Genomic DNA, 23914 nt, shown 5'->3' with positions numbered 1-23914 from the left:
AGGTCGGCCACAGAGCCCTGTACACTGTACAACAGCTTTGGGATAGTCCATCCTCTCTGGATGGAATACGACTAGAGGAGTCAAGCATGAAGGCTATGAAAGTTGCGGTTATCGGTACTGGATATGTAGGCATTACCACGGGGGTCACGCTGGCCTACATCGGCCACCAGGTGACCTGTGTGGATGTGGATCTGAAGAAGCTGGCTCTTTTGCGAGCCGGTAAGGCCCACATCTACGAACCGGGCCTCGAGGAACTCATGCACCTAGCCCGGGAACGCCTGAAGTTCACCGACTCCTATGCCGAAGCTGTGCCAGATGCCGATGTGATCTACATTGCGGTGGGCACCCCTTCCGCTGCCGATGGCAGCCCCGACCTGCGCTATGTGCAGACCGCCGCCGAGGGCATCGGTCAGCATCTTAATGTCAAGTTCGTGGTAATTGTGAACAAATCCACCGTGCCCATCGGCTCGGGCAACTGGGTGGAGTCGCTGGTGCAAACCGCGTACGAGGCCAAGCACGGCAAGAAGGCCAAGGGCAACTTTGCAGTGGCTTCCAACCCGGAGTTCCTGCGCGAGGGCTCGGCCATCTACGACTCGCTCTACCCCGACCGCATCGTGGTAGGGGCCGAGCGGGGGGAAGCCCTCGAGACCCTCTACAACCTCTACCGCCCCCTGATCGAGCAAAGCTTCGCCGAACCGGCCTTCCAGCCCCGCCCCAACGCCATGAAGGCAGTTCCGCTAATTTCCGCCGACCTTGCCTCGGCGGAACTGATCAAGTACGCCGCCAACGCCTTCCTTTCGGTCAAGATCAGCTTCATCAACGAGATCGGCAGCCTAGCCGAGCGGGTGGGAGCCGACGTCACCCAGATTGCCCGTGGCATTGGCCTTGACAGCCGCATTGGCCCGCGCTTTCTGCAGGCCGGCATCGGCTGGGGGGGGAGCTGCTTCGGCAAGGACACCGCCGCGCTGGTTTCCACAGCCAAGGAGTATGGGCTCATCATGCCCATCGTGCAGGCCGCCCGTGAAGTGAACTACCGCCAGCGCGAACGCATGGTGGAGAAACTCCAGCATGAGCTCAAGATTCTCAAGGGCCGCACCATTGGCCTGCTGGGCCTGGCCTTCAAGCCCAACACCGACGATCTGCGCGATTCCCCAGCCCTTGACCTGGCCGAGCGCCTGATTCGGCACGGGGCCAGGGTGCGCGTCCACGACCCCATTGCCCTAAAGCAGGCCAAAGAACAGAACCCCGATCTGGCCGTCGAGTACTGCGAGAGCGTGATGGACCTGGCCGAGGATGCCGATGCTTTGGTGCTGGTCACCGACTGGGCCGTCTACCGCGACCTCGACTGGGAAGGCATGGCCAAACTCATGAAGAAACCCCTGGTGGTGGACGGGCGCAACTTCCTAGATAAAGGGCGCCTGACCAGGGCCGGTTTCCACCATGTGGGGGTGGGCACGGGTACCAACCCGCAGTTGGTCACGGCAGAGGGATGATTCTCAGGGGCTTGCAAACCAAATGTTTGCACTTTTCGCTCAGACTGCCCATCTGCGGCTCGAGGCCCGAAGCACAAGGCCCATAACCGCGGTTGAACCAAAGCTATAAAACCGGGTTTGGCCCGGTACGAAAGGTTTACTAGATGCGAATACTCATCACTGGTGCAGCAGGTTTTCTGGGGAGCCACCTGTGCGAGCGGCTGCTGCTCGAGGGGCACGAGGTCATCGGTGTAGACGATTTCAGCAGCGGGCAGCCACGCAACATTGCCCTGCTCTCGCAGCATTCCCGGTTTCACTTCATCAAGGCCGATGCCTCCAAGCCGCTAAGCGTGGAGGGTTCCCTCGACTGGGTGATGCACTTTGCTTCGCCCGCCTCACCCCCGCGCTACCTCAAGCTGCCCCTCGAGACCCTGCTGGTCAACGGTGAGGGCACCCGCCACCTGCTCGACCTGGCGGTGGAAAAGGGCGCTCGGTTTTTTCTGGCCTCCACCTCTGAGATTTACGGCGACCCTCTGGTACATCCCCAGCCCGAAACCTACTGGGGCAACGTCAATTCGATTGGGCCCCGCTCCATCTACGACGAATCCAAACGCTACGCCGAGACCCTCACGACGGCCTACCAGCAGGCCAAAGGGGTCTCGACCCGCATCATCCGCATTTTCAATACCTATGGCCCCCGCATGGACGCCGAGGATGGGCGGGTGGTCACCAACTTCATCGTCCAGGCTTTGCGGGGAGAGCCCCTCACCATCTACGGCACGGGCAGCCAGACCCGTAGCTTTCAGTACGTGGACGATCTCATCGAGGGCATTCGCCGTCTGATGGACGTGGAGTATCACCAGCCCGTGAACCTGGGCAACCCCGAAGAGTACACCATGCTCCAGCTCGCCAAACTGATTCAGGAGCTGGTAGGTTCCAAGACCCCCTTCACCTACCAACCGCTACCCCAGGACGACCCCCGCCAGCGCCGCCCGGACATCCGCCGTGCCAAGGAGTTGCTGGGCTGGGAGCCCAAGGTTCCGGTGCGAGAGGGATTGGCCCGCACCATCGCCTATTTTCGAGGTCTGCTGGACGAAGCTCTGCCCCAGGAGATTCAGCCATGAACGTTTTGGTTGTAGGTGGCGCCGGCTATATTGGCAGTCATACCGCCAAGACCCTAAAGAAAGCCGGTTATACCCCGGTGGTATTGGACAACCTCAGCACCGGCCACCGCTGGGCCGTGCGCTGGGGGCCACTTGTTGAGGCCGATCTGGCCGATAAAAAGGCGGTTCTGCAAACCCTGCACGACCACCAAATTGACGCGGTGATTCACTTCGCCGCCAATGCTTATGTGGGCGAGTCCATGCAGAACCCAGCAAAGTATTTTCGCAACAACGTAGCCAACATGCTCAACCTGCTCGAGGCCATGCACGAATCGAACGTCCAGCATATCGTGTTCTCCTCTTCGTGCACCACCTATGGCATCCCTGAGCGGGTTCCCATCCACGAAGACTTTCCCCAGTCGGCCATCAGCCCCTACGGTGAGTCCAAGCTGATGGGGGAAAAGATGCTCAAGTGGTTTGGCGAGTGCTATGGCATGGGCTGGGTGGCGCTGCGCTACTTCAATGCCAGCGGGGCCGACCCCGAGGGCGAAATTGGCGAAGTCCACGACCCCGAAACCCACCTGATCCCCCTGGTGATTGATGCCGCTCTGGGCAAGCGCCCCCCGGTCAAGATTTTTGGTACCGACTACCCCACCCCCGACGGCACCGCCATCCGCGATTACATTCACGTGATGGACCTGGCCGATGCCCACGTGCGGGCCTTACAGTACCTGCTCGAGGGCGGCCCATCTACCGCTTTTAATTTGGGTACCGGTAAAGGCCACAGCGTGCGCGAAGTCATCGCCGCAGTGGAACAAGTAGGAGGCCGCAAAGTACCCGCCGAGGAAGCCCCCCGCCGGGCTGGGGATCCTCCCGCCTTGGTCGCGGATCCTACCAAAGCCCGCACGGTACTGGGCTGGGAGGCTTCATACACAGACATTTACCGGATCGTCGAGACGGCCTGGCGCTTCGCCAACAGTCGAGGGCAGTAGTCCACTCAAAATTCACCCAGCCGCTGCCTCTCTTAAGGACTTCCTCGCCGAGGATTCTTCAGGGCAGTCGGGGCCAACCCTTGACAAATTTTTTAGGCTAGCCTAAACTTTCTATACTTTTTTGGTAAGTCTTACCTAAATCCGGAAACCAGGTTGAATGCCATGAGCGAACTAACTGCCAGAACACCCCTTTCCGAAGCCCAGGAAGACTATCTGAAGCAGGTGCTCTTGCTGGGCAGCGGGGGCGCGGGAATGGGAAAATTAGAAGATACCCTAGCTGTATCTACTCAAGACCTAGCCGACCGGATGCAGGTTAAGCCCGCTTCGGTCACGGGGATGCTCAAAAAGCTGGCCGAGCTGGGGCTGGTGGAGTACGAAGCCTACCGGGGCGTGCGGCTCACCGAGGCGGGCTATAAGGTGGCCCTCGAGGTGCTCCGCCACCACCGGCTCATCGAGGCCTATCTGCACCAAGCTTTGGGATATGGCTGGGAAGAAGTCCACGCTGAGGCAGAAAAGCTCGAGCACCACATCTCCGAAGCTTTTGAACAGCGCATCGCCGAGTGGCTGGGCCACCCTTCTCACGACCCCCACGGCGACCTCATTCCCAGCGCGGCCCTCGAGCTGCCTCAAACCATCCCCAACCGCCGCCTGGCAGCCTTGCAAAGCGGCCAGTATGGCATGGTGGCACGGGTCGCCACCCAGGATCAGGACTCGCTCAACCTCTTTGCCCATCTGGGGCTCAAACCCGGCGCTCAGGTTCAATTGCTGGAACACATAGCCGAGGGAAGCCGAGTTCGCGTGGGTAAGGAGCGCTACCTTCTGCCCATTAGCCTGGCCCAGGTGCTATGGATACACCTCGAGGGAGATTCATATGTGGACCCTATTTAGACCTTCGATGCTGTTGCTGCTGACGCTGGGCTTTTTTTCCCAGGCTTCCGCCCAGCAACCCGACAAAATTGCCCAGCTCCAGCCGGTGCGACAGACCCCCATCCGAATCGTGGCTACGGTTAATTTCCTGACCGATCTGGTGCAGCAAGTGGGCGGCAGCCGTGTCCGCGTAGAGGGCTTGATGGGAGCTGGGGTTGACCCCCACCTCTACAAGGCTTCAGCTGGGGATGTGCGCAAGTTGCAGCAAGCCCACCTAATCTTCTACTCGGGTCTCTACCTCGAAGGCAAAATGATGGAACTTCTGGAACGGCTGCCCAAGGCCATCGCGGTAACCGATGCCATCCCGCGCGAACGCCTGATCCAACCTCCTGGAGGTTTCGAGGGTCAGTACACCTACGATCCGCACGTCTGGTTCGATGTAACCTTATGGAAGCTAACGGTGGGTCGCGTGCGCGACGCGCTCAGCAAAGTAGACCCCGCGGGGGCCAGCAGCTACCAAGCCAATGCCGAGGCCTACAGCAAGCGCCTCGATCAACTCGATGCCTTTATTCGCCAGCAAATCGCACGGGTTCCCCCTGGGCAGCGGGTGATGATCACCGCCCATGACGCTTTTGAATACTTTGGACGGCGCTACGGGCTCGAGGTGCGGGGGCTGCAAGGGGTCTCGACAGTGGCCGAAGCCGGAACCCGCGATGTACAACAATTGGCCGATTTTATTATTCAGCGAAGAATTCGCGCCATCTTCGTGGAGTCCAGCGTGCCCCGGCGGGCTATTGATGCAGTGATAGCAGCTGTGCGGGCCAAAGGCTGGAATGTCGCGGTGGGAGGCGAACTGTTTTCCGATGCTGCAGGCAATCCCGGCACCCCCGAAGGAACCTATGTGGGCATGATGGAACACAACATCCGCACCATCGTAGGTGGGTTGTTGGGAGGTACCCCTTGATCCACACCCAATCCAACCCTAAAGCGCTTTTGTCTCAGAGCTTAGCTCCGTTGGAAGTGCGTGATCTCACGGTAGCCTACCGTGAAAAGCCTGTTCTTTGGGACGTGGATTTGCAAGTACCCGTTGGGCAGTTATGTGCCATCGTGGGCCCCAACGGGGCGGGTAAATCCACCCTGATTAAGGCCGTACTGGGGCTGATACCCAAAGCCTCCGGGCAAGTCAAGTTCTTCGGGCAAACGCTGGTCGAAGCCCGTTCCCGAATTGGCTATGTACCGCAGCGTGGCTCGGTAGATTGGGATTTCCCCACCAGTGTGTTGGATGTGGTAGTGATGGGACTCTATGGCAAGTTGGGCTGGTTCAGGCGACCAGGGAAGCTCGAGCGCGATGCAGCCCTGCGCTGCTTGGAGCAAGTCTCGATGAGCGAGTTCGCCGGGCGGCAAATCTCACAGCTTTCAGGCGGACAACAACAACGGGTGTTTCTGGCCCGGGCCCTGGCCCAGGACTCCGACCTCTATTTTATGGATGAGCCCTTTGCCGGGGTAGACGCCGTTACCGAAGATGCCATTTTGAGAGTGCTGCATGAACTCAAGGAACATGGGAAAACCGTGGTGGTCGTACACCACGACTTAGAAACCGTGCGGGCCTATTTCGACCACCTGACCCTGCTCAACGTGCAGGTCATTGCCAGCGGGCCGATGGACGAGACCTTCACTCCCGAGAACCTAAAACGGACGTATGGCGAACGCATGATTATGGTTTCCTAACCATCGCTTTGATTCGGCGCCATCGTTATAGCAATAAAAACTATATGTTTGAACTTGTATCCCAGATCTTTACCGACTACACCCTGCGCAATGTGGCGCTCGGTTCGGCCATGTTGGGCGTGATTGGCGGGGTGCTGGGAGCTTTTGCCATGCTCCGCCGCCAAAGTTTGTTGGGAGATGTGCTGGCCCATGCTGCGCTACCGGGTATCTGCCTGGCCTTCATCCTTACCGGCTCCAAAGCACCGCTCATCTTGCTCCTGGGAGGGGGCTTGGCCGGTTGGCTGGCTTCTTTGCTGGTGTTGGCCGTGTTGCGCAATACCCGGCTGCCCGAAGACTCAGCCCTGGGGGTGATGCTCAGCAGCTTTTTTGGTTTTGGCATCGCCCTCTTGACCTTTATCCAGCATGGGAACAATGCCAACCAAGCCGGGCTGGATAAGTTCATTTTCGGACAAGCTGCTACCATCTTGGCATCGGATGTGTTGAACTTTATAGTTTTGGGCGGAATCGCACTTTTGGTCGTGGGCCTGCTTTACAAAGAGTTCAAACTGCTTTCCTTCGACCCTGGCTATGCCGTCAGCCTGGGTCTGCCGGTGCGTGGCCTGGGTACCCTGCTCACCTCGCTGACGGTACTGGCGGTCATGGTAGGGCTGCAAACGGTAGGGGTGGTCTTGATGGCCGCTATGCTGATTGCCCCGGCTGCTGCCGCAAGGCAGTGGACCGACCGGTTGGGGACGATGATCTGGCTCTCGGCCCTGTTTGGAGCCATGGCCGGTGTGAGCGGGGCTTTGATCTCGGCCAGCCGTGAAAACCTGCCCACCGGACCATTGGTTATCCTCTCCATCAGCGCGATTCTGCTGGTTTCGCTCTTCTTCGCGCCCTTGCGCGGGCTGGTGTGGGACTGGGCCCGCACCCGGCAAAACCGCCGCCGGATCCACCTCGAGCGCCTCCTGCTGGACGCCCATGTGCTGCACAACCACGATGTCCTGACCCCGCAGACCTTGGCGGAACGCCGCCGCGAATCGGTGGCAATGGCCCAGCGGCACCTCGAGGCGCTGCGGTCTTTGGGCTGGGTACAACAGAGCCAGAAGGGCTTGGCCCTCACGCCGGCGGGCGACCAGAAAGCCCATGAGCTAGAACAAGCCATGCGTGTTTTACCCAGAGCCAAGGGCGAACCACCGGCAACCTTTCTGGGGTCTAATCCCTCCTGACCATGCCCGATTTTCGTATGAACGCCGATCTCGTGATTATCCTCACCGCCATTCTGGTCTCCACGGCCTCGGCCCTGGTGGGCACCTTTCTGGTGCTGCGCCGTATGGCTCTAATGGCCGATGCCATCTCCCATGCGGTGCTGCCGGGTATCGTTTTGGCATTCTGGCTCTCCGGCGGTGAGCGGGCCACCCTACCGGCCTTGCTAGGGGCCGCTGCTGCGGGCCTCGCTACCGTCACCCTGGTGGAATGGCTGACCCGCACCGGCAAGGTCAAAAACGATGCGGCCATCGGCATTGTGTTCCCCGCGCTGTTTAGCCTGGGGGTCTTGGCGGTTTCGCTCTATTTCCGCAACGTGCACCTGGATATGGACGCCGTGCTCTACGGCGAAATTGCCTATGCACCCTTCAACAATCTGACCCTGTGGGGCCGGGAAATTCCCGAGTCGTGGCTGGTGATGGGCTCACTGACCCTGCTCAACCTGCTGTTCGTACTGCTGTTCTACAAAGAACTCAAGCTCTCCACTTTTGATGCGGGTTTGGCCGCCACGCTGGGCTTTGCGCCCGGCGCGTTGCACTACGGCCTGATGACCCTGGTCTCCTTCACTTCGGTGGGGGCTTTCCAGTCAGTAGGGGCTATTTTGATTGTAGCCTTCCTGATTATCCCCCCCGCCACCGCCTACCTACTTACGCAGCGCCTACCGGTCATGATTGCCCTGGCTGTTGGGATCGGTTTTATTTCCAGCTTGGCGGGGTATGCGCTGGCCATCTGGCTGGACGCTTCCATTGCCGGCATGATGGCAGCCGTAGCTGGAATCTGCTTTGCCCTGGCCTTCTTCTTCTCGCCTCTGGAAGGTTTCCTGACCAGCCGTCTGCGCCGAGATCGGCAACGCCTCGAGGTCGCCGCCCGCCTACTGGTCGCGCACCTGGCCCATCACAGCCAGCCGGTTCCCGAACAGGAGGTGCTCGAGGAGTTTGGTTGGAACCCTCGGTTTCTCAAGCAAGCCAGAGAAAAGGCCCTGCAAGCGGGTTGGCTCGAGGTGGTGCGGGAAGGGCTGCGCCCAACCCACAGCGGCCTTGCCGTTAGTGCCCAGCCTCAACTCGATCGGTAGCTCAGCGGCTCACCGCCACGCTGGTGCGGTTGCCGGCTGCATCCACCGCAATGAGGGTCACGCGGCGCACCGGCACTTCCACATAAAAACTGACCTCTTTGCCCTTGGGCAGCGAGAGCGGGCTAAAGGTGCGGTCGTACTGCAGGGTGACCCGGTCTACCCCGGTGTCATCCAGCACCCGCCCGGAAATTTGCAGCGTAGACTCGGTACGGGCCGGGATTTCCTCCTCGGTGCCATCGGGCAGGGTACGCTTGCGGGCCGGTTGCACCACGGTAACGACGCGCTCGGCCCGCTCGATAACAATTTGCGGCGGGCGGGCATCCAGCACCAGCGGCAGGCGCACGGTGCGGGTCTGGCCGCTGGTATCGGTGGCATCTACCCTGATCTCCACCTGCCCCGACTGCGGGGCCTGCACCCGGAAGCTGAAGCGCACCAGCTTCTGCCCCCGGCTGGCCTCGGGAAGCAGTTCCTTTCCACCGGCCTTCACGCTTTGCACCCCCACATCGTCGAGGGCGTACCCCTGTACCTGCAACGAGCGCTGGGAGAGCACCCCGCTTTTGGGCTGGGTGATACCAATCAGGGGCGGCTGGGTATCCCCCGGCCGCTGGCAAGCCGAAAGCAGCAATAACAAAAGAAGGGGCGCGTACCGCACCCCTTCATCCTAACAGTTACTCAGGGTCTGAAAATTAGGCCGGCCCGTCCGTTAAAGTCCAGGCCACCTACCCCTGCCACGCCACCTGTAAAGATGCCAAAGCCAACTTGGAGCTCGCCATAGACACTAAAGGGTTGTCCCGGAAAGGCATATTCGATACCCGCTAGACCATGAGGGAAGATGTAGATGCCGCCCACACCACTGAAGGTCCAAAGGCCCACAGAGGCCCCAGCGCCGGCGTACCAGCTCAGGTCAAAGCCTGGTGCGGCTGGAATGGCTTGCTCGAGGAACATGTAATCCACCCCAGCCCCCAGCCCTGCAAATGCAAGACCAGCGCCCACGCGGAAGTTACTGACTTGGTACTGTACACCCAGCCAAGTTGGGAAGCCCGAGTAGAGGCCAAAACCATCCGACTGGGCCTTACCGAGAGAGCCAAACAACAGCGCAAACAACACAACCAACGGTGCTAAACGTTTCATTTTTTGCTCACCTCCGAACGTAGTCTAACACCTTCGCGTTATTTTTGCGTTACTTTAGGTAGTATACAGCGCGTTAATTCGCACATAGCCCTCGGTGAGGTCGCATCCCCAGGCCATTCCCTGCCCCTCCCCCAGCCCCAGGTCGGCCTCGACCAGCACTTCTTCGGTTTGCATGGCCTGGCTGGCCTGAGCCCGGTCGAACTCGAGCACCTTCCCTGCATAAAGCGGGATGCCCTGCAGAGTAATGCGCACTTTGTCGGGCTCGAGCGCCACCCCCGCCTTGCCCAGGGCCATCATGACGCGGCCCCAGTTGGGATCGTTGCCGTAGACCGCGCTTTTCCACAAAGGGCTGGCCGCTACCGAGAGAGCAGCCTTGCGGGCCTCCGCGTCGCTTTTGGCCCCGGTTACCTTTACGGTCAGCAGCTTGGTAGCCCCTTCGCCGTCGCGGGCCAGCTTGCGGGCCAGCTCCACACAAACCCTTTCCACCGCCTGCCAGAACTCGGCTAAATCTACCGGCCCCGCCGCGCCGTTGGTCATCAAAACGGCCATGTCGTTGGTGGAGGTGTCGGTGTCCACGGTCACCTGGTTGAAGCTTTTGTCCACCACGCCCTGCCAGCCCCGGCGTAGCTCTTCTTGGGAAACCGCCGCGTCCGAGACGATATAGGCCAGCATGGTGGCCATGTTGGGGGCAATCATGCCGCTCCCTTTGCAAACCCCCACCACCCGCGCCCCGCTCGAGAGGGTGGCTTCGGCCATCTTGGGCACCAGGTCGGTGGTCAGGATGGCTTCCATGAAGGGGTCTATTTCCAGTCCCAGCCGAATCTGGGGCAGAGCGGCCTCGATTTTTTCCACCGGTAAGGGCTGCCCAATCACCCCGGTAGAGGCGGTCAGCACCATCTCGGGAGCCAGCTGTAGCTGTGCCGCTGCCAGTTCGGCCATGCGTGCATCGGCCCAGATGCCCTGCTCACCTGTGGCACAGTTGGCGTTGCCGGCATTGACCACAATGGCTTGTAGGCCCCGGCCAGCGGCCAGCAATTGGCGGCCTCGAGCCACGCAAGGCGCAGCGGCTTTGTTCAGGGTTCCCACAAAAGCCCAGTTACAGGGAGTTCCCGAGGCCAAAAGGGCCAGGTCGGGCTTGCCAGAGGGTTTGATGCCGGCCTGGGTTGCACCGGCGCGAAAACCGATCGGGAGTCGCATAGCAGCAGCATATCCTCAGGCCCGGCAGTAAGAGAAGCGGTGGGTTCAAAATCAACCGGGGCACGCCGCCCAAGCGGAACCGGTATGAAACGGGCAAAGCCTGCAAAAGCACAGTTTAGGTAGGTCAAAAGCCCGCTTTAGAGGCGGTTTTTCGGGTCTCGTCCACCTGAGGTACGTCCTAATCGCAACGTTACGCTCGCATAAAGTGGGCGTTAAACCGCTACATTTCGCACACAACAGGTTTTTATGCGATACCATAGCGGCAATTGCAGGGGTTGAGCATTTGGGTCTCAACCCCGGTTCTATTTGGGTGGAGGAATCATGAATGAGGTGCTGGCTGGAGTGTTAGTGACTGGTGTACTGCTGGTGTACGCGCTGGTTTTTTGGGATGAGCTGGTATTCGATCTGATCTATCTGCTGCGTTACCGCAAGCTCAAAAACCACATCCTAACCCCCGAAGAGCTCGAGGCCGATAAACCCAAGCGCATGGCCGTTCTGCTGCCTACCTGGCAGGACGCCAACATTGCCCCCATGATCCGGGCCACGCTTGGCTACACCAACTACTCTCCCCTGCACCTCGACTTCTTCGTAGGGGTGCACCCCAACGACCCCGAGACCCTCGAGGCCGTTGAAACCCTCTCGCAGGAGTTTGTCAATGTACACCTGGTGGTCGCGGATGGGCCTGGCCCTACGTCCAGGGGGCAGTTGCTCAACACCCTGTTTAGCTACCTCGAGCGCTTCGAGCGCAGCAACCGCCTCGAGTTCGAGGTCGTTGCCCTCCACAGCGCAAACGATGTAATACATCCCTACACCTTCAAGCTCTACAGCACCCTGCTGCGCAAGTATCCCGCCGTGCAACTGCCGGTGCTGACCCTCCCGTCCCAGGGCGGTTTCTGGAAAGGTCTGCTTAATGCTGTCTATACCGGCGATTCAGCCGAAGAGCAACTTCGCCACCTGCCGGTTCGGGAAGCCCTGGGGTTTTTTGTGCCGTGCGCCCCCAGCGGGTTTGCTGTGCGTCGTAGCCTTTTACCCGAGATGGCCAGCGACGGCCACATCTTCGACCCAAAGCCAGGGGCTACCCCCTTCGACCCCGCCCTGCGGCTGTGGCGAATCGGCCAGCCGGTTCACTTTCACTTGCAGCCCATCCGGCGGATGGACGATAACGGTCAAACACGGCGTGAAATTATTGCAGTCAGGCAGTCGCCGGGCCCTCACAGTGTCTGGGGCCAACACCACCTGCGCTGGGTCTGTGGCCTGGGTCTGCCACTGCTCAGGCTGCTGCTGGGCCGCCCCCTGGCCGAAAATGCTCGGCTGCTACTGCCCCCTAGGCTCACCCATGCCCTACTCAACCTGGCCCATCTGATCGGTTTTCCCACCTTGGTCTACGCCCTCTTGGCCCAACTCTTTGGCTGGCCTGGGGCAGGCAGTCCAGCATTGGAAGGTTTGCTCGCACTCATTGCCGCAACTTGGATGGTGCGGGGGGCCATGCGCTACAGGGCAGTAAGAACCCTCTACGGCCCCCAAGAAGCCCGCAAAACCCTGCTGCTACCCCCCGGTTTTCCCCTGCGCTGGATTTTAGAGGGCTTGATCAAAGGGTTTTCCAAAGCCAAACCCACCTATATGGGTGAGCCCTACCTTGAGGCCAACCGCCTGCGGCTGGGCGATCAACTGCTCTTCTACAACGATATTTCTGCCAATCAGCTCGCACTGGCCATGCAAATGCAGGACTTTGGCGTATACCGCCCTCGGTTGGGGGAAATCCTGGTCGCCGAAAATTTCATCGGCGAGCAAACACTGCGCAAGCGACTGGCCGAGCTACGCTGGACCAAAATGGCTGCCACCGTTGCCAAGCAAACCCAGGCTCTCAGCAACCCTACCTATTACCCCCGCGACCTGCACCACCGCAAATCGGCACAGGTCAACCAAGAGAAAAACCCTACCGTTCTTACCGATACTATGCTTTAGAGTGCTCTTCACAACTATTGAGCCGCCCATAACTCGAGTGCTTTGTCCCGCACAGCACAGTTGCCTCCCGGATGGGAGGCAACGTCTGTGAAGAGTGCGATAGGGGATGGGATGAAATGAACCCCCCACCTGCACAGCAGGTGGGGGGTCTCGGCAGCTCAAGCAGTGGGTTCAATTAGACCATAGTCGCCGTCGCGGCGGCGGTAAATCACATTGATCTGTTCGGTCTCGGAGTTGCGGAACACAAAGAAATCGTGGCCCAGGGCCTCCATCTCAAAGGCAGCATCCTCTGGGGTCATGGGCTTCATATTGAAGCGCTTGGTGCGAACAATACGGGGTACAGCTTCTTCCTCGAGCTCGACCTGTCCAGCCCCCATCAATACCGGCTCGGGCGCCGGCTGGCGAACCCGCTGGAAATGGCGTTCCTTATAGCGCTTGAGCTGGTACTCGAGGCGGTCAATCGAGCGGTCTATGGCCGCGTACATGTCGGGGTCGGACTCCTCCACCCGCACCATGCCCCCCGGCACATTGACTTGAATCTCGGCCTTGGCCTTGCGTTCGACCCGTGCCCCCTGGGCCATCGAGAGCACCACTCGAGCTTCTGCGTTGTCTTCGAAGTGGCGATCCAGCCGGGCCATCTTCTTGTCCAGGTAGTTCTTGAGGGCCTCGGTAATCTCGATTTGACGACCAACCAGCTTGTAGACGTTCATTCTCGCCCTCCAATCGTGCTCCGAGTTGGGTTGCCAGGCTGGGCTTCGGGGTGGTGAAGGCAACTCGGAAACCTCCACTGGATTTGGGATTCCCGAAACGATGCTTTAGGCTTTCAAAATGCCCTCCGCCTGGTAGCTCAATACTACCACTGCCAAATGAGGGATATTTGTCCAACTGCCTCACTCATATACATTCCTACGCCCTTCGGTCGGCTTGATCCCCTCACCTTTGATTGCACCCAAAGATGAAGGGTTCAAGCGGAACTGGTATTACACCAGGCTATACTTCCCTTCCCGTTCGTCGCGCACCAGTTGCCCGGCCTTGAGCACCACCACCCGCTGGGGATAGGCTTCCACTAGATCACGGGAGTGGGTTGCCATCAGCACGGTGGCCCCTCGAGCATGCACCGACTTGAAAATTTCCAGCACCGCCAGCGCATTGGCCGGATCGAGGTTGCCGGTGGGCTCATCGGCTAAGAGCACCTGGGGGTCGCCCACCAGCGCCCTGGCAATCGCCACCCGCTGGGCCTCCCCTACCGAGAGTTCCTCGGGGTAGGCCCGCTTCTTGTGCACAATCCCCACCTGGCGTAGCACACGGGTCGCACGGGTATCCCACTCGGTTTTGGGAACGCCCAGGACGCGCAGGGTAAAAAGCAGGTTTTCCTCAACGGTTCTGTCTTTCAATAGCCGGTGATCCTGAAACACCACCCCAATCCGGCGACGGTGCAGGGCAATACGATCTCCCCACAGAGCCTTAAGGTTCTCTCCCGCGAAATACACCGCTCCGGAACTGGGCTCGAGGCGCTTTAGAATCAGGTTGAGCAGGCTCGACTTACCGGCGCCCGAGTGGCCGACCAAAAATACGAACTCGCCTTTTTTTATTTCTAGGTTCAGGTCGAACAGGGCTTTGGTCTGGGTACGGGGGTACTCGAGCGTCACCCGGTGGAAGTGGATCATCGGTACTTAGGGTACTACGGACAAGGGCCTCGGGAGAAGCGCTGTGCGCCGGGTAGCGCTGTGCGCCGGGTAGCGCTGTGCGCCGGGTAGCGCTGTGCGCCGGGTAGCGCTGTGCGCCGGGTAGCGCTGTGCGCCGGGTAGCGCTGTGCGCCGGGTAGCGCTGTGCACGAGGTAGTTCACCGAAAAAACCTACACCTTTCACGCTTGCTCTCTGCCCTTTGTCCGTTAATGAACACTTCGCTCTCATCCATTGCCGCTACACTGTTGTCTTAGGTGAACGAAACCATGAAGCGTAGAGCCTGGATAATCGTGGTGGGTGGCATTCTGGCTGCCCTGGTTTATGCCCAACTCTCAGGGGGGGTCGCCGAGGCTTTCAACCGCAACCCCAACGGACAAGCCCTGGTACAGACTTATCAACTGATCCAGAACCAATACCTGACCCGCCTCGAGGCCGACCAGCTCAACCGCGTGCTCGAGGGCGGCATCCGGGGCATGCTGGGCGCACTAGACGACGAGTTTACCAGTTACTCCCCGCCCCAACGGGCCAATCTGCGCAACCAGGATATCCAGGGTGAGTTCTTTGGCATTGGCGCGACCCTGGCCCCCAACGAAAACGGCGGCGGCGCACGGGTACAGGGGGTCATCCGGGGCCTACCGGCCTTCAATGCGGGCATCCGGGCCGGGGACGTCATCATCGAGGTCAACGGTCAGGACGTCACCAAGCTCGACCTCAACGAGATTGTGGCCCAGATTCGGGGGCCGCAAAATACCAAGGTCACCATCGGCATCCGCCGCGAGGGCACCAACGCCATCCTGCGCTTCGAGATGATCCGCCAGCGGGTCGAGATCATCTCGGTCTCCAAGACCATCCTGCCCGGCAACGTGGGGTACGTGGCGCTGGAAACCTTCGGCAACGTGCGCGTCATCGAGCAGCTCAATGCGGCCCTGAACGAGATGAAGCAGCGGGGTGTGCAGAAGCTGGTCTTCGACCTGCGCGACAACGGTGGCGGTCTGCTGGATCAGGGCTGCCAGGTGGCACGGGCCTTTATCCGCGAGGGGCCCATCGTTTATACCCGCACCCGCAACGAAACCCGGCTCTACTGTGACGCCAACGGCCAGATAGCCTGGAGCGGGCCGATGGTGGTCTTGATCAACGGCAACTCGGCCTCGGCTTCGGAGATCGTGGCCGGGGCCATGCAGGACACTGGACGGGCCAAGGTGATCGGCGAAACCTCCTTTGGCAAAGGGGTGGGGCAAAACGTGATTGACCTGGCCAACGGCGGCGACCTGACCCTGGTCACCTTCGAGTGGCTCACCCCCAAGCGGCGGGGCATCAACAAAGAGGGCATCAAGCCCGATATCGAGGTCAAGGATACCCGCTTTGAAGTACCGGTATCCTTCGAGGGTACCGGGGCCAAGCCGGGTGAAAACGTGACCATCACCATTGGCGGCCAGACCTTTACGACCAGGGCCGACGCCCAGGGCAAGTACAACTTCAGCCAGCCCCGGCCCGCGGTCAACCTGCCCGCCGAGCGCGGCCAGGCCGAGGTTGACCTGAACAAAGACGCCATCCTGCGGCGGGCGCTGGAAGAGCTTCGATAACGCTGTTACGCTTGGCCGAAAGCGCAAAAGCAGGTTTTGCACCTTTGCCTGGAGCTTTCGGCCTTAGGCTTTAATTGTGGCGATGATCCGGCTGGAAGACCTCAGCAAGCGGTACGGCCCCTTTGTGGCCCTGGACGGCTTGAACCTGGAAGCACGTCCTGGCGAGACCCTGGCTTTGTTAGGCCCCAACGGCGCGGGCAAAAGCACCACCATTAAAGCCCTGGTGGGGTTGTTACGGCCCAGCCGGGGCCGGGCGCTGGTGGGCGGGGTGGACGTGTGGAAAGACCCGGTGCGGGCCAAGGCCCAGTTCGGCTACGTGCCCGACCGGCCCTACCTGTACGGTAAGCTGTCGGGCCTCGAGCTCCTGCGCTTTGCCGCTGGGGTGTACCGCCTCCCCAGGCCAAAAGCCGAGGCCCGCATCGAAGAGCTGCTGGTGCAGTTCCGCCTCGACCGCTTTGCTTCCTCACTGATCGAGACCTATTCGCACGGTATGCGGCAAAAGCTCTCGCTGGCCATGAGCCTTCTGCACGCTCCCCAAGCCCTTATTCTGGACGAACCGATGGTGGGGCTCGACCCCCACGCCACCCGGCTGGTTAAGGACTTGCTGCGCGAGTACTCCAAGGACGGGCGGGCGGTGCTCTACGCCACCCACCAGCTTCATCTGGCCGAGCAGGTCGCCGACCGGGTGGCCCTGGTGCACCGGGGCCGCTTGCTGGCCCTGGGTTCTCCCAAAGAGTTACTCCACCAGCACGGTTCCGCCGACCTGGAGGAATTCTTCCTGCGCCTCACCGAAGACGCGCACGAAACGGAACCCCTGCTCGTCTAGGGGGGTACGCCTGGCAACGGTGTATGCGCTCTGTTTTTAGCAGAAATTGATCGTCAAAGCCAGTGGAAGACGTAATCCAGCGCTGCATGGGCTGGCTCCTTCTGGAGTGCCAGGTGTAATGTGCAGGGGGAAGTTTTGGGTCGTCGGCCAGTAGAACCTCCTGGAAAAGTGAGTAAAAAGCACCGTTACGGCTGACGTGTACTTTGTAGGAAAAGATATAATCCCCTCGAGGCCGAAGATGCGTGGGCGCAATGTCTTTCTGTTGGTTCTGATCGTGGTGATGGCGCTATTTGCCTGGCGAAACTGGGCGGTCTTTAGCGAGGAAAAGACGCTTTCGCTGTTTTTCACCCAGGTGACGGCGCCTTTTGGCGTTGTGATGCTGACCGTGATGGCGGTGCTGGTGGTGGTGTATTTCTTGTACACCGTGGGGCTCGAGACAGCGGCTTTGCTCGAGGTCAAGAAATACGCTCGAGAGCTGCTTTCGGCCCGCAAACTGGCCGACGAGGCCGAGGCCAGCCGCTTCTCTGAACTGAAAAAGTGGCTCGAGGGCGAGCTGGCCACCCTCAAGGCCCAAAGCCCGGCGGGGCTCGAGACCAAGCTGCAAGAGGTGGTCGAGCGCATTGACCGGGTCGAGCACGAGCTGCGTGAAGACATTGAAAAGGCGGGCAATACCCTGGCCGCCTATATCGGCGAGCTCGAGGATCAGATTACCGGCCAGGACAAGCACCCCCCGCCCCCGCGTTGAGCAAAAGGGGCATATCCGCTAGACTAGCCTTTGCCACAGTTGGGGGCCGTTAGCTCAGTTGGTCAGAGCAAGCGACTCATAATCGCCAGGTCGCGGGTTCAAGTCCTGCACGGCCCACCAAACCTTGCCCTGTCAAAAGGGGCTTACCTTCCAAATCCGCACCGGAGGGTTGTGGTTTTGGAGCTAAAACCGGTATCCCCATCCTGCGGTGGGGATTTTTCTTTATGCTCATGGGGTGCAACGGGTCATCACCAAAACCGGCAAAGACAAGAAGGTACGCAACTTCTATCCGGGGCTGTTTGCCGACGAACTGGAATCTGCGCCGGAGGGGGCGGGGATTGTGCAGGTTTTCTCGAGCGAACAGGTTTTTCTGGGGGTGGGCTACTACGACCCCAGAAGCCGCGTGGCCGTGCGGGTCTACCGCTTCGACGAGGGGCCGCTCGATAAAAGATTCTTCCTGCAGCGCTTCGAGCGGGCCCAGAAAAAACGGGCCCAGCTAGACCCCTTTCACCGCCTGGTACACGCCGAGGCCGATGGGCTGCCGGGGCTGGTGGTGGATCGCTTTGGAGGGGTACTGGTGGTACAGGTGCGCAACCGGGCCATGGAGGCCCTGCGGGAAACCTGGCTGCCGGCCCTGATCGAGGCGGTAGCACCGGTGGGCATCTACGAGCGTTCCGATATGGATAGCCGCCGGCAAGAAGGGCTACCCGAGCGGGTGGGCATCCTTTACGGCGAGGTTCCGCCGGTGTTGGAAGTGAACGAGGATGGGCTGGTCTTCCCCATCCCGCTTTTGCTGGCACAAAAAACCGGCTACTACCTTGACCAGCGCGAGAACCGCAGGCGGCTCGAGCAGATGCTGAAGCCAGGTGAGCGCGTGCTGGACGTGTACAGCTATGTGGGGGCCTTTGCCCTGCGGGCCGCCCGCAAGGGGGCCTATGCCCTGGCGGTGGACAAAGACCTGGAGGCCTTGGCAGTGCTGGATCGGGTAGCCTCCATGCAGGGGTTGCGGGTGGATATACGCCAGGGAGACGCTCTGGAAGTGTTGGAAAACCTGGCGAGGAGCAAAACGCCCCCCTTCCAGCACGTGTTGCTCGACCCCCCCACCCTGGTCAAAAAGCCCGAGGAGTTGCCCAGGGTCAAGCGGCTGCTGGTGGATTTGCTACGGCCTGCCCTAAGGCTGCTGGATCGGGAGGGTTGGCTGTGGCTCTCGAGCTGTGCGTACTACCTGGGGGTGGATGCGCTCTTGGAGGTCACCCGCCGGGCCAGTGCCGATGAAGGCCGCCGCCTGCGGGTTCATGCCATCCACCACAATCCCCCCGACCATCCCTGGAGCCTGCACGTACCGGAGTCGCTCTACCTCAAAACGGTTCTTTTTCAGGACGACCCGCTGTAGGAAGCATCAGCTCAAGTTCGACAAAATAGTCTGCCAACTCGGTGGAGGGAGTCGGATATCCCAGGTTTTGCACCAGGGCCGATAGTTGCCCCCGAAAATGGGCAGCCTGATTGACTGCACTCAACACACCTTGCCACATCCTTCTTTCGATGAAGCACAATTCCTAATGCATCGCTCATAGTCATACGCATTTCGGCAGTATCGTTCGCTTCGGCAAGCCTAAACGATACTACCGAAATGCTTTTCTACTCCCTTCGGTCGGCTTGAATCCTTCACCTCTGACTACGTCCAACGGTGAAGGATTCAAGCGGAAACGGTATCAGACGCCGAGGGCCGTTTATGCTGGGGGTGTGCAGGAAGCCCACTTGCCCATCCGCGATACCATCCACATCCAGGTAGAGGTGGTGTATGCCGAGCAACATTCCAGACCAGGGCAGCATGTGTTCATCTATTTTATCACCCTGGAAAACCGCGGCCAAGAAACCGTGCAACTGTTGAGCCGCGAGTGGTTCATCCACGATGGCAACGGCCAAGTAGGACACGTGCAGGGCGAGGGCGTGGTGGGCGAAAAACCCATTCTGGAGCCGGGGCAAAGCTACCAGTACAACAGCTTTTGTCCCATCGCCCATCCACCGGGTTCAATGCAGGGGTATTACACCTTCCAAAACACATTGGGTGAGCTATTTCGGGTAGAAATTCCGGCCTTTGCTCTACGGCTTCCGCATCCTTCCTCGCGCTTGCTGAACTAGCCGTTGCCAATCCCTTGGCATCCTAGTCCTGTAGTAGGCCCAGGCCCGCCGGGCAACCAAAGGCTGGGTACTGGTGATAGATGGGCGCACCCCCTCGGTTTGAGCTGCTAGGCTTTTGGATATGAGTTCGTACCCGTGGCAGGTCAAATGGCCTATTTTTGTGCTCTCGCCGGAGCTGCACCTGGTGGACGCACAGGGGCGCAACCTCCTGACCTTCAAGCAAAAGATTTTCACCCTGCGCGAGGCCACCTCGGTCTTTGCGGACAAAAGCAAAAAACAACTCCTCTACACCCTCGAGGCCGACCGGGTGATGGGCTTTGGGGCCAAGCATCTCATCAAAGATACCTCCGGACAACGGGTGGGGAGCTTCGAAAACGACGGCTGGAACTCACTCTGGCGCACCCGCTATTTCGTTAAGGATGCCCAGGGCAACGTCGTCTACCACGTGCAGGAAGAAAACCCCTGGATCAAGGTTATCGAGGGAATCGCAGGTCTAATTGACGACATCCCACTGGTGGGGTGGGTGCTTGCCGGAGCCTTGCTCTACTTCCTCAACCCCACCTACCTGGTGGTGGATTCTTATGGCAACAACCGCTATCGCATCCGCAAACAGCGTTCTATCTTTGAGCGGCGCTTCCTGCTCGATCCCATCGAAGCAGTGCCGGAAGAATGGGAAGCCTTCACCCAGCTAGCAGTCATGCGGCTGGTGCAGTTGGAGCGCCACCGGGGTTAGTGGAGGCGTGGATGGTTTGGGCGCTCACTCGAAATGCTCATAAAACGCCCGATACTGCAGATGGTCGAGCTGTTCGCGCAGTTCTCTTGCGGTGTCGTGATGTCTGTTGTGGACCAGCCAAGTGACCAGGCTTTCGATTAGTTGATCCGCTTCTTGGTGGTAAAACTCGCGCCGCAGGCGCAATTCCACCAGCCCTGCCTGAAAACCCAGGTGGGTCTGTAGTACACCATGAACCAGGTTCCAGATTGCGTCGCTGCTGAGAGGAGTGGCTTTGAGCTCGCTGGAGGGCCAGGGTTTGAGGGGTTGGAGGTTCAAGTTTAGTACCGGAGGGTCGCGCTTTGTCCAGGCGATAACGGTTTGGCGGGTTGGTTCAAAATCCGTAGGGGTTTCGGTTCCCAGACGGATCAGCCCGTCCTGAAAAAGCCTGATATGCAAGACGGCTCTATCTTCGAGGGCCAAGACCCCCGAAAAATGCCTGCGCTGGAATTCCTTCCACAGCTCGCTATAGTGAGTCTCCAGAGGCTCAGCTAGCCGCATAATCACCCCATCCACCGCCGCCAAAGCCAGGGTCTGCCGGGGCTCATCGAAGGGATACACCGAGAAAGTGGCCAGCAAGGCGGTTTGCTGGATTCTTTCCGCCGCCTCGCCTGGGGTGTGCTCCTTCCAACCCACATAAACCAGTGCACCCCGGTGGTAGAGCAACCGAGCCAGTTCCCCTCCTGGCAACTCAACGATCACCAAACCACAGAATGCGGCGTATGAAAGGGCATCCTCGAGCCATCCCCAACGCTTTCCAGCCACCCGCTCTACCGGTAATTTGCCCCAGATGAGCAGGCGCAACACAGCCGAAATGGTGACCTGTGTTTGTGACCCAGTCAAATTCATCTCCCAAATTGGCGGTTCGTACAGCAACCTTGCAGTTGATATCAAGTATAAAATCCCCGCCGTTCCACATAGCAAACATTTGACCGCACATCGTGGTTCCACCGTTACGGCGCATGGAAATAAACACCGTGCAGCGCATACGTGGGAACCACTTACACAATAGACCACAGTTGTAAACTGCACTGCAACCCATCAAGTAGATTCAGCCCTCGGTTCCTTGGGAAGCCCGCCGCAAGCGATCCATAATGGCCCGGCCCAGCCCCTCCTCTGAAACAGGTTCGGCGTAAATGGCCTCCAAACCCAGCCGGTCGAGTTGGTGCAGGGCTTCAAACAGATGCGCAGCAGCTTCTTGCAGGTTGCCGGTGGGCGACAGAACCTTAACTACCTTGAATCCCTTGGGCACTTCCTGAAAAGCCAGATACCCCACCCGCTTGCGAAGCTCTGGGGGTATTTCTTCAGGTAAGGCCATGTAAATGGGGGTTCGGGGTGCGTAGTGCTGGGGCAACTGGCCCGGAACCAGGGGTTTTTCGCGCTCCGCTACCTGGAATTCCAGCGAACCCAGCACTTGCTCCAACTCTTCCACCGCTACCGCGCCATAGCGCAGCAGGGTTGGCTTTTCGGCCAATAACACGATGGTGGACTCCACCCCAAACTCGGTTCTTCCCCCATCCAGGATCAGGTCTACCCGCTCCCCCAGCATCCGCTCGACGTGCTCGGCCCGGGTAGGGCTCAGGTAACCAAAAGGATTGGCACTGGGCGCGGCCACCGGCACCCCGGCCCGCCCAATGAGCGCCTGGGCCACCGGGTGGGCCGGTATTCGCACCGCCACCGTCGGAAGCCCGGCGGTCACGATACCCGGAACCCGCTCCGATTTGGGCAAGACCAGCGTAAGGGGGCCCGGCCAGAAGCACGCCATCAGTCGCTCGGCCACCGCCGGAATTTCCTGCACTACTACTTCTAACATCTCCCGATTGGCCACATGCACAATCAGCGGGTTGAAGCTAGGACGCGCTTTGGCTTCGAAGATCTTGGCCACGGCGAGTGCATCTAGGGCATTGGCCCCCAGGCCATAGACGGTCTCGGTAGGAAACGCCACCAGCCCACCGCTGCGGATAATATGGGCGGCCCGCTCGAGGTTTTCGGGGGTGGGGGACACGACCATATAACCCCGACATAATAGCAGAGCCGCACCGCCATTGGATTGCGAAGGGCAATCCCGAAAACGCAACGCACCCAGCGCACCGGCGCTAAGTGGTTTGGTAAATTAAAGATTGATATCCAGTGAAGTTCCCAAAATGAAGCGCTCAAAGCAACTTCCAGATATTGGGTGAGCCAAATCCATCCCGGGAATTATGTTACCGGAGCACTAAGAGGGCTAACTTTCTTCTAACCTACACAACCCATTCACAGACCCTGCCATAGTAGAGCCATGGCTGTGGTTCTGAAAATTCTGGCTTGGGTGGCTGGTCTTCTGGGCGTAGGAGTAGTGGTCTTGGTGCTTTCAGTGGTGATAGATGCAGCACTGGACGGCAACCGCTTGGAAACCCTAACCAATACCCGCATCTCTCCCGAGGTGCAGGCCTATGTGGCTAAACCTGGGGGCAGCGGATCGTTCCCAGCCATCATTATGATCCACGAGTTCTGGGGCCTCAAACAGGAGATTGTGGATAAAGCCAGGCTGCTTTCCGAGCAAGGTTATGTGGTGGTTGCACCCGACACCTATCGCAACCAGAAAACCGACTGGATTCCCAGGGCCATCTACCTCTCGGCCACCACCCCACCCGAACGCGTTAATCAGGATTTGGACGCGGTGTTTAATTGGCTCTCCCAGCAGCCTGAAGTGGATACCGGGCGCATTGCCGTGATGGGCTTCTGCTACGGGGGTACCGCCGCGCTCAACTATTCCCTGCACAACAACCGGATAGCCGCCACCGGAATCTTCTACGGGCAGCTCGTTACCAACCCAGAAACCCTGGAACGCTTACCAGGGCCTGTTCTGGGCATTTTTGGCTCCAACGACAATCTGATTCCGCTGGAAGAAGTGAGGGCCTTCGAGGTTGGGCTCCAGCAGGCTGGAATTCCCCACGAAATCAAGGTTTATGAGGGGCAAGGCCATGCCTTCGTGCAAAGCGTGGAAGCCATCCAAAAGGGGGGCGCTCAGGGGGAAGCCTGGCAGCAATTGGAGGACTTCATGAAACGCAACCTTAAGGAGCGCCCGCGTTCAGACGTAGAGCCCGTCCTGACCAGACTGCCCACCGACCGCTATGGCAACCCAACACCCGGAAATCTGTTTCAGATGGTCTGGTCACACCTCAACCATAGCTCCCATAGCCACCCCTAATCGGATGCACCGCAAAAAGGCAACACAAGGGACTTTTCGTGTTTCGTATAAGCCGTACCTTATTTACCCTTGGCGTGTTTATCGGTATTGAGCACAATCCCACCGACCCCTCGGCTGACCACATCTCGAGCCCCCCAACGTCTATCCGGCTTTATGCAGCGAACTCGACATTTTGTGACTTCCCATCGGCCCAACACCCCA

24 protein-coding genes and 1 tRNA gene are annotated in these 23914 nt (G+C 59.6%); 17 read left to right on the top strand and 8 right to left on the bottom strand.

The genetic code is table 11. The features are described 5' to 3' along the window. Positions 1 to 95: 95 nt before the first annotated feature. The 8 genes from WKI89_RS06525 (at position 96) to WKI89_RS06490 (ending at position 8479) form a co-directional block, all read left to right on the top strand. On the top strand, positions 96 to 1493 hold the full coding sequence (locus tag WKI89_RS06525) for a UDP-glucose/GDP-mannose dehydrogenase family protein (RefSeq protein ID WP_337868362.1): 1398 nt from the start codon (positions 96 to 98) through the stop codon (positions 1491 to 1493). 143 nt (positions 1494 to 1636) lie between these two features. Continuing rightward, positions 1637 to 2596, top strand: coding sequence for a UDP-glucuronic acid decarboxylase family protein (locus WKI89_RS06520; protein WP_337868361.1), 960 nt, complete (start codon positions 1637 to 1639; stop codon positions 2594 to 2596). Next, positions 2593 to 3567, top strand: coding sequence for a UDP-glucose 4-epimerase GalE (gene galE, locus WKI89_RS06515; protein WP_337868360.1), 975 nt, complete (start codon positions 2593 to 2595; stop codon positions 3565 to 3567). Before WKI89_RS06520 ends, galE begins: the two co-directional genes overlap by 4 nt. A 162-nt stretch (positions 3568 to 3729) precedes the next feature. Continuing rightward, on the top strand, positions 3730 to 4455 hold the full coding sequence (locus tag WKI89_RS06510) for a metal-dependent transcriptional regulator (RefSeq protein ID WP_337868359.1): 726 nt from the start codon (positions 3730 to 3732) through the stop codon (positions 4453 to 4455). Further along, positions 4439 to 5398, top strand: a complete 960-nt coding sequence (locus WKI89_RS06505; RefSeq protein WP_337868358.1) for a zinc ABC transporter substrate-binding protein — start codon at positions 4439 to 4441, stop codon at positions 5396 to 5398. Before WKI89_RS06510 ends, WKI89_RS06505 begins: the two co-directional genes overlap by 17 nt. Then, complete coding sequence (locus WKI89_RS06500) at positions 5395 to 6162, top strand: metal ABC transporter ATP-binding protein (RefSeq protein WP_337868357.1); 768 nt, start codon at positions 5395 to 5397, stop codon at positions 6160 to 6162. The genes WKI89_RS06505 and WKI89_RS06500 overlap by 4 nt, the downstream gene beginning before the upstream one ends. A 44-nt stretch (positions 6163 to 6206) precedes the next feature. Beyond that, a complete protein-coding gene (locus tag WKI89_RS06495; protein WP_337868356.1) occupies positions 6207 to 7370 on the top strand; it encodes an iron chelate uptake ABC transporter family permease subunit in 1164 nt (387 codons plus the stop codon). A gap of 2 nt (positions 7371 to 7372) precedes the next feature. Beyond that, positions 7373 to 8479 (top strand): metal ABC transporter permease, encoded by a 1107-nt coding sequence (locus WKI89_RS06490; RefSeq protein ID WP_337868355.1) that lies wholly within the window; start codon positions 7373 to 7375, stop codon positions 8477 to 8479. Between the two features lies 1 nt (position 8480). Here WKI89_RS06490 and WKI89_RS06485 read toward each other — a convergent pair whose 3' ends face one another. Genes WKI89_RS06485 through argJ form a run of 3 tightly spaced genes read right to left on the bottom strand, consistent with a single transcriptional unit; the run spans position 8481 to position 10807 of the window. Continuing rightward, complete coding sequence (locus WKI89_RS06485) at positions 8481 to 9131, bottom strand: hypothetical protein (RefSeq protein ID WP_337868354.1); 651 nt, start codon at positions 9129 to 9131, stop codon at positions 8481 to 8483. Positions 9132 to 9151: 20 nt separating this feature from the next. Next, entirely contained in the window at positions 9152 to 9610 is a 459-nt protein-coding gene (locus tag WKI89_RS06480) for a hypothetical protein (RefSeq protein ID WP_337868353.1), read from the bottom strand. A gap of 54 nt (positions 9611 to 9664) precedes the next feature. Next, the gene (gene argJ / locus WKI89_RS06475) at positions 9665 to 10807 is read right to left on the bottom strand and encodes a bifunctional glutamate N-acetyltransferase/amino-acid acetyltransferase ArgJ (protein WP_337868352.1); all 1143 of its coding nucleotides are present in this window, start codon (positions 10805 to 10807) and stop codon (positions 9665 to 9667) included. Between the two features lie 321 nt (positions 10808 to 11128). Between argJ and WKI89_RS06470 the strand changes: the two genes are divergently transcribed. Next, positions 11129 to 12772: a glycosyltransferase gene (locus WKI89_RS06470; RefSeq protein WP_337868351.1), complete on the top strand. Its 1644-nt coding sequence runs from the start codon at positions 11129 to 11131 to the stop codon at positions 12770 to 12772. Between the two features lie 158 nt (positions 12773 to 12930). Here the strand turns inward: WKI89_RS06470 and raiA are convergent, their stop codons facing one another. The 3 genes from raiA to WKI89_RS06455 all read right to left on the bottom strand — a co-directional run bounded on the left by raiA (position 12931) and on the right by WKI89_RS06455 (position 14619). After that, positions 12931 to 13482, bottom strand: a complete 552-nt coding sequence (gene raiA / locus WKI89_RS06465) for a ribosome-associated translation inhibitor RaiA (protein WP_337868350.1) — start codon at positions 13480 to 13482, stop codon at positions 12931 to 12933. 270 nt (positions 13483 to 13752) lie between these two features. Then, positions 13753 to 14439 carry a cell division ATP-binding protein FtsE gene (gene ftsE, locus WKI89_RS06460; RefSeq protein ID WP_337868349.1) on the bottom strand — a complete coding sequence of 229 codons (687 nt, stop codon included), beginning with the start codon at positions 14437 to 14439 and terminating at the stop codon, positions 13753 to 13755. 6 nt (positions 14440 to 14445) lie between these two features. Then, positions 14446 to 14619 carry a hypothetical protein gene (locus WKI89_RS06455; protein WP_337868348.1) on the bottom strand — a complete coding sequence of 58 codons (174 nt, stop codon included), beginning with the start codon at positions 14617 to 14619 and terminating at the stop codon, positions 14446 to 14448. A 105-nt stretch (positions 14620 to 14724) separates the two neighbouring features. Here WKI89_RS06455 and WKI89_RS06450 point away from each other — a divergent pair, with 105 nt between their 5' ends. The 7 genes from WKI89_RS06450 to WKI89_RS06420 all read left to right on the top strand — a co-directional run bounded on the left by WKI89_RS06450 (position 14725) and on the right by WKI89_RS06420 (position 20487). Further along, complete coding sequence (locus WKI89_RS06450) at positions 14725 to 16041, top strand: S41 family peptidase (protein WP_337868380.1); 1317 nt, start codon at positions 14725 to 14727, stop codon at positions 16039 to 16041. An 82-nt stretch (positions 16042 to 16123) separates the two neighbouring features. Next, positions 16124 to 16867, top strand: coding sequence for an ABC transporter ATP-binding protein (locus WKI89_RS06445; RefSeq protein ID WP_337868379.1), 744 nt, complete (start codon positions 16124 to 16126; stop codon positions 16865 to 16867). A 238-nt stretch (positions 16868 to 17105) separates the two neighbouring features. After that, positions 17106 to 17612, top strand: a complete 507-nt coding sequence (locus WKI89_RS06440; protein ID WP_337868347.1) for a DNA cytosine methyltransferase — start codon at positions 17106 to 17108, stop codon at positions 17610 to 17612. Positions 17613 to 17655: 43 nt separating this feature from the next. Further along, positions 17656 to 17732 (top strand) — tRNA-Ile (locus WKI89_RS06435). 115 nt (positions 17733 to 17847) lie between these two features. Beyond that, positions 17848 to 19005: a class I SAM-dependent rRNA methyltransferase gene (locus WKI89_RS06430; RefSeq protein WP_337868346.1), complete on the top strand. Its 1158-nt coding sequence runs from the start codon at positions 17848 to 17850 to the stop codon at positions 19003 to 19005. A 350-nt stretch (positions 19006 to 19355) separates the two neighbouring features. Next, entirely contained in the window at positions 19356 to 19754 is a 399-nt protein-coding gene (gene apaG, locus WKI89_RS06425; RefSeq protein ID WP_337868345.1) for a Co2+/Mg2+ efflux protein ApaG, read from the top strand. A gap of 121 nt (positions 19755 to 19875) precedes the next feature. Beyond that, positions 19876 to 20487, top strand: a complete 612-nt coding sequence (locus WKI89_RS06420; protein WP_337868344.1) for a hypothetical protein — start codon at positions 19876 to 19878, stop codon at positions 20485 to 20487. A gap of 24 nt (positions 20488 to 20511) precedes the next feature. Here the strand turns inward: WKI89_RS06420 and WKI89_RS06415 are convergent, their stop codons facing one another. Further along, a complete protein-coding gene (locus WKI89_RS06415; protein ID WP_337868343.1) occupies positions 20512 to 21330 on the bottom strand; it encodes a hypothetical protein in 819 nt (272 codons plus the stop codon). Between the two features lie 244 nt (positions 21331 to 21574). Next, on the bottom strand, positions 21575 to 22534 hold the full coding sequence (locus WKI89_RS06410; RefSeq protein WP_337868342.1) for an L-threonylcarbamoyladenylate synthase: 960 nt from the start codon (positions 22532 to 22534) through the stop codon (positions 21575 to 21577). A 267-nt stretch (positions 22535 to 22801) separates the two neighbouring features. On the opposite strand from WKI89_RS06410, the gene WKI89_RS06405 reads away from it, so the two are divergent. Then, the gene (locus WKI89_RS06405; protein WP_337868341.1) at positions 22802 to 23713 is read left to right on the top strand and encodes a dienelactone hydrolase family protein; all 912 of its coding nucleotides are present in this window, start codon (positions 22802 to 22804) and stop codon (positions 23711 to 23713) included. Positions 23714 to 23914 lie beyond the last annotated feature (201 nt).

The sequence above is a fragment of the Meiothermus sp. genome (genome assembly GCF_037443965.1).
Classification (GTDB): Bacteria; Deinococcota; Deinococci; order Deinococcales; family Thermaceae; genus Meiothermus.
This window is presented reverse-complemented; position numbering and strand designations above follow the sequence as displayed.